Origin of the sequence: Aeromonas sp. HMWF014 (assembly GCF_963878295.1) — a bacterium.
Lineage (GTDB): Bacteria > Pseudomonadota > Gammaproteobacteria > Enterobacterales > Aeromonadaceae > Aeromonas > Aeromonas popoffii.
In genome coordinates, this window is record NZ_CAWNYS010000511.1 from 1 (window position 1) to 4,531 (window position 4,531).

At 58.3% G+C, this 4,531-nt stretch carries 4 protein-coding genes; 2 read left to right on the top strand and 2 right to left on the bottom strand.

The window, feature by feature from the left end:
• Nucleotides 1-108 precede the first annotated feature (108 nt).
• Complete coding sequence (gene ilvC / locus AAC083_RS19975; RefSeq protein ID WP_101323273.1) at nt 109-1,590, top strand: ketol-acid reductoisomerase; 1,482 nt, start codon at nt 109-111, stop codon at nt 1,588-1,590.
• 101 nt (nt 1,591-1,691) lie between these two features.
• Here the strand turns inward: ilvC and pgi are convergent, their stop codons facing one another.
• Nucleotides 1,692-3,350 (bottom strand): glucose-6-phosphate isomerase, encoded by a 1,659-nt coding sequence (gene pgi, locus AAC083_RS19980; protein ID WP_108537540.1) that lies wholly within the window; start codon nt 3,348-3,350, stop codon nt 1,692-1,694.
• Between the two features lie 418 nt (nt 3,351-3,768).
• Here pgi and AAC083_RS19985 point away from each other — a divergent pair, with 418 nt between their 5' ends.
• Complete coding sequence (locus AAC083_RS19985; RefSeq protein ID WP_042034792.1) at nt 3,769-3,957, top strand: hypothetical protein; 189 nt, start codon at nt 3,769-3,771, stop codon at nt 3,955-3,957.
• A gap of 158 nt (nt 3,958-4,115) precedes the next feature.
• Here the strand turns inward: AAC083_RS19985 and AAC083_RS23355 are convergent.
• Nucleotides 4,116-4,531, bottom strand: a 416-nt coding sequence (locus AAC083_RS23355; protein WP_258224782.1) for a mechanosensitive ion channel family protein, incomplete at its 5' end; no start/stop codon positions are given.

The following is a 4,531-nucleotide window of genomic DNA, read 5'->3' on the forward strand; positions in this document are numbered from 1 at the left end:
GCAACATACTGTTTCGAATATATCAGTTCAGGCAATAAGTGTCCCGCGCTATAGTGGTTCAGACAACGCCGCTACCCGGCATGGAATCAATCGAACGGAGCAATCACCATGGCTAACTATTTCAACACCTTGAACCTGCGTCAGCAGTTGGCCCAACTGGGCAAGTGTCGTTTCATGCAGCGGGCGGAATTCGCCGACGGTTGCGACGTGCTGAAGGGCAAGAAGGTGGTGATTGTGGGCTGTGGTGCCCAGGGTCTGAACCAGGGTCTGAACATGCGTGACTCCGGGCTGGATATCTCCTACGCCCTGCGCAAGGCCGCCATCACTGAGAAGCGTGCCTCCTGGCAGAAGGCCACCGACAACGGCTTCGCGGTCGGCACCTATGAAGAGCTGATCCCGACCGCCGATCTGGTGCTGAACCTGACTCCGGACAAGCAGCACTCCGATGTAGTGAAAACCGTGATGCCGCTGATGAAGCAGGGCGCGGCGCTGGGCTACTCCCACGGCTTCAACGTGGTGGAAGAGGGTCAGCAGATCCGCGCCGACATCACAGTCGTCATGGTAGCGCCCAAGTGTCCGGGTACCGAAGTGCGTGAAGAGTACAAGCGCGGCTTCGGTGTGCCGACCCTGCTCGCCGTTCACCCGGAGAACGATCCCAAGGGTGAAGGCATGGCCATCGCCAAGGCGTGGGCTTCTGCTACCGGCGGCGACCGTGCCGGGGTGCTGGAGTCCTCCTTCGTGGCGGAAGTGAAATCTGACCTGATGGGCGAGCAGACCATCCTTTGCGGCATGCTGCAGGCCGGTTCTCTGCTCTGTTATGACAAGCTGGTTGCCGAAGGGACTGACAAGGCCTACGCCGGCAAGCTGATCCAGTTTGGCTGGGAGACCATCACCGAAGCCCTGAAGCAGGGTGGTATCAGCCTGATGATGGACCGCCTCTCCAACCCGGCCAAACTGCGTGCCTTCGAGCTCTCCGAGCAACTGCGCACCCTGATGCGCCCGCTGTTCGAGAAACACATGGATGACATCATCGCTGGTGAGTTCTCCCGCGGTATGATGGCCGACTGGGCCGAGGATGACGTCAAACTGTTTACCTGGCGCGAAGAGACCGGCAAATCCGCCTTCGAAAACGCCCCGGCGTTCGCTGGCAAGATTGCCGAGCAGGAGTACTTCGACAATGGCGTGGTGATGGTGGCCATGGTCAAGGCGGGTGTCGAGCTGGCGTTCGAAACCATGGTAGCTTCCGGCATCTACGAGGAGTCCGCCTACTACGAATCCCTGCACGAGCTGCCGCTGATCGCCAACACAGTTGCTCGCAAGCGTCTGTACGAGATGAACGTGGTCATCTCCGACACCGCCGAGTACGGCAACTACCTGTTCGCCAACGCTGCAGTGCCGTTGCTGCGTGAGCACTTCATGCCGACCCTGAAGGCGGGCGATCTGGGTGCCAGCAAGGCGGAAGGGCAGAGCGTCGACAACCTGGCGCTGCTGGCGGCCAACGAAGCGACCCGCAACCACCCGATCGAGAAGATCGGTCAGGTACTGCGCGGTTACATGAAGGACATGAAACGCATCGCCGTTGGCGGTTAATGCCCCCTCATCCCCAGCCCTTCTCCCAGTGGGAGAAGGGTGAAAAATAAAAAGCCCCGCTCATCTGAGCGGGGCTTTTGCATTCAGAAAGGCTGGATAAATCAGGCTTTCCAGGCTTTCCAGGCTTTCCAGGTGTTGATCAGACCGTTGGTTGAGCAGTCGTGGCTGGTGACAGCCTCGGCGGTGTTGAGCTCTGGCAGGATCTTGTTGGCCAGCTGTTTGCCCAGCTCCACGCCCCACTGGTCGAAGGAGAAGATGTTCCAGATTGCGCCCTGTACGAAGATCTTGTGCTCGTACATGGCTATCAGGGCACCCAGGGTTTTCGGGGTCAGGCTCTTGAACAGTATGCTGTTGGTCGGGCGGTTGCCTTCGAACACCTTGAACGGCACCAGATCCTTGACCTGCTCCAGGGTTTTGCCAGCAGCCAGGAACTCGGCTTCGACCTGCTCTTTGCTCTTGCCGAAGGCCAGTGCCTCGGTCTGGGCGAAGAAGTTGGCCAGCAGTTTCGGATGGTGGTCACCGATCGGGTTGTGGCTAATGGCTGGCGCCAGGAAGTCACAGGGGATCAGCTTGGTGCCTTGGTGGATCAGCTGATAGAAGGCGTGCTGGCCGTTGGTGCCCGGCTCACCCCAGATGATGGGGCCAGTCTGGTAATCAACCGGCTTGCCGTTGCGATCCACGTACTTGCCGTTGGATTCCATGTTGCCCTGCTGGAAGTAGGCAGGGAAGCGGTGCATGTACTGGTCATACGGCAGAATGGCTTCGGACTCGGCACCATGGAAGTTGTTGTACCACAGGCCAATCAGCGCCAGCAGCACCGGCACGTTTTGCTCATAGGAGGCAGTGGCGAAGTGCATGTCCATCTCGAAGGCGCCTTGCAGCAGGGCTTCGAAGTGTTCGAAACCGACGGACAGGGCGATAGGCATGCCGATGGCAGACCAGGAAGAGTAACGGCCGCCAACCCAGTCCCAGAACTCGAACATGTTGTTGGTGTCGATGCCGAACTCGGCCACGGCCTTGCCGTTGGTGGAGAGCGCAGCGAAGTGCTTGGCAACGTGGGCCTTGTCACCGGCGATGTTGATGAACCAGTCGCGGGCGGTCAGGGCGTTGGTCATGGTCTCCTGAGTGGTGAAGGTCTTGGAGGCCACCAGGAACAGGGTGGTTTCCGGATCGATATTCTTCAGGGTTTCGGCGATGTGGGTGCCATCGACGTTGGAGACGAAGTGCATCTGCAGGTGGTTTTTGTAGGGGCGCAGTGCTTCGGTGATCATTACCGGGCCCAGATCAGAGCCACCGATACCGATGTTGACCACGTGCTGGATCGCCTTGCCGGTGTAGCCTTTCCACTCGCCGGAGATGATCTTCTCGCAGAAGCCTTTCATCTTGGCCAGTACGGCGTTCACTTCCGGCATCACATCCTTGCCGTCGCACTCGACGGGGCGGTCGGAGCGGTTGCGCAGGGCCACGTGCAGTACCGAGCGGCCCTCGGTCATGTTGATCTTCTCGCCATTGAACATGGCATCGATCGCGCTGCGAAGATCGGTCTCTTTGGCCAGATTAGCCAGCAACGTGAGGGTTTCCTCGGTGATCAGGTTTTTTGAGTAGTCAACCAGGATATCGCCGCCAAAGGTGAGGGAGAACTTGTCGAAGCGCTTCGGGTCCTGCGCGAACAGATCCTTGAGTCGAGTCTCTTTGTTAGCTGAAAAATGGGCTTCCAGCGCCTGCCAGGCCTGGGTCTGGGTTGGATTGATGTTTTTCATAGGATTACCGATCTTCCTAGTTGTGTTTGAACCTTGCAGGCAAGGCTCCCGCCAAACCTTATTATTCGAACATTATACCGAGCACGGCGTGCGGCCCGTGTAACAGAGCTTTACCAATTGTCTGCCATCGAAGGAGTTTACAACCAAAACGCTGCGATTATGAGTCACTCATGACCAGGGGATCTTGAGTTTGCTCATACTTCACCCGGCTTGTACGGGTTGAAAGGGCTTTCATCGATGGTTGGCCGCAGCTTGCTGCCTGGCAAGTGAGTGTTACAGCTAAAGGGGTATTTGATCGCCGCCTTTTGGCTCATTTTATGAGCAAGCGCAAATTGTCGGGGGTGGACCTTGGCTAGGATGGGATCCGAATGGATTAGATCTCCCAGGGATGGCCACAGTCTGGAATAAGGAGATCGATATGAAACACCTGTTATGCCTGTTTGCCCTGAGCCTGCTTGCCACTGGCTTCATCGGCCTGTTGACCATGGTGCTGACCAGTGCGGCGCCAACCCTGGAGATAAGGGTGCTGGCCGTGATGGGTGCCGTACTGGGGGGTTATGTGCTGGTGCAGCCGTTGCTTAACCGGGTCGCTCGTCGACTGGTCTGAGGGAACTGCCTGCCCTATGGATGGGCGTGCTGGCCATGGTGACAACGGCGCAAGATCCGGCCCGGGTGGCCGGATTTTTTATGCCTGCGCCGTGCACATGAGGCCCATAAACAACCATGCCAGCGCTAAGGCTGGCATGGTTGTACTCAGGGCCTGCTTCAGGCCTGGGGTTTTTGCATGTGCATGACCATCTGCGGGAAGGGGATCTCGACACCCTCGGCGTCGAAAGTCAGCTTCACCTTCTCGTGAAAGTCGAACCAGACACCCCAGTAATCGGCGGTTTTCACCCAGGGACGCACCACGATATTGACCGAGGAGTCGGCCAGGGCTGCGACGGCTATGGTGGCGGCAGGATCTTTCAGGATGCGCGGCTCTTCATGCACCAGGCGCTCGAGGATCTGCTTGGCCTTGCGCAGATCCGAGCCGTAGCCGATGCCGAAGGTCATGTCGATGCGACGGGTGTCCATGCGAGAGTAGTTGACTATGGTGCCGTTCAGGATGGCGGCGTTGGGTACCACTACCATCTTGTTGTCACCCGAGGTGAGGGTGGTGGTGAACAGCTGTACCGACTGCA

What these genes read in the sequence shown, in the direction of transcription:
- ilvC (WP_101323273.1), top strand. Translation starts at nt 109, where the DNA reads ATGGCTAACTATTTCAACACCTTGAACCTGCGTCAGCAGTTGGCCCAA.
- pgi (WP_108537540.1), bottom strand. Translation starts at nt 3,350, where the DNA reads ATGAAAAACATCAATCCAACCCAGACCCAGGCCTGGCAGGCGCTGGAA.
- AAC083_RS19985 (WP_042034792.1), top strand. Translation starts at nt 3,769, where the DNA reads ATGAAACACCTGTTATGCCTGTTTGCCCTGAGCCTGCTTGCCACTGGC.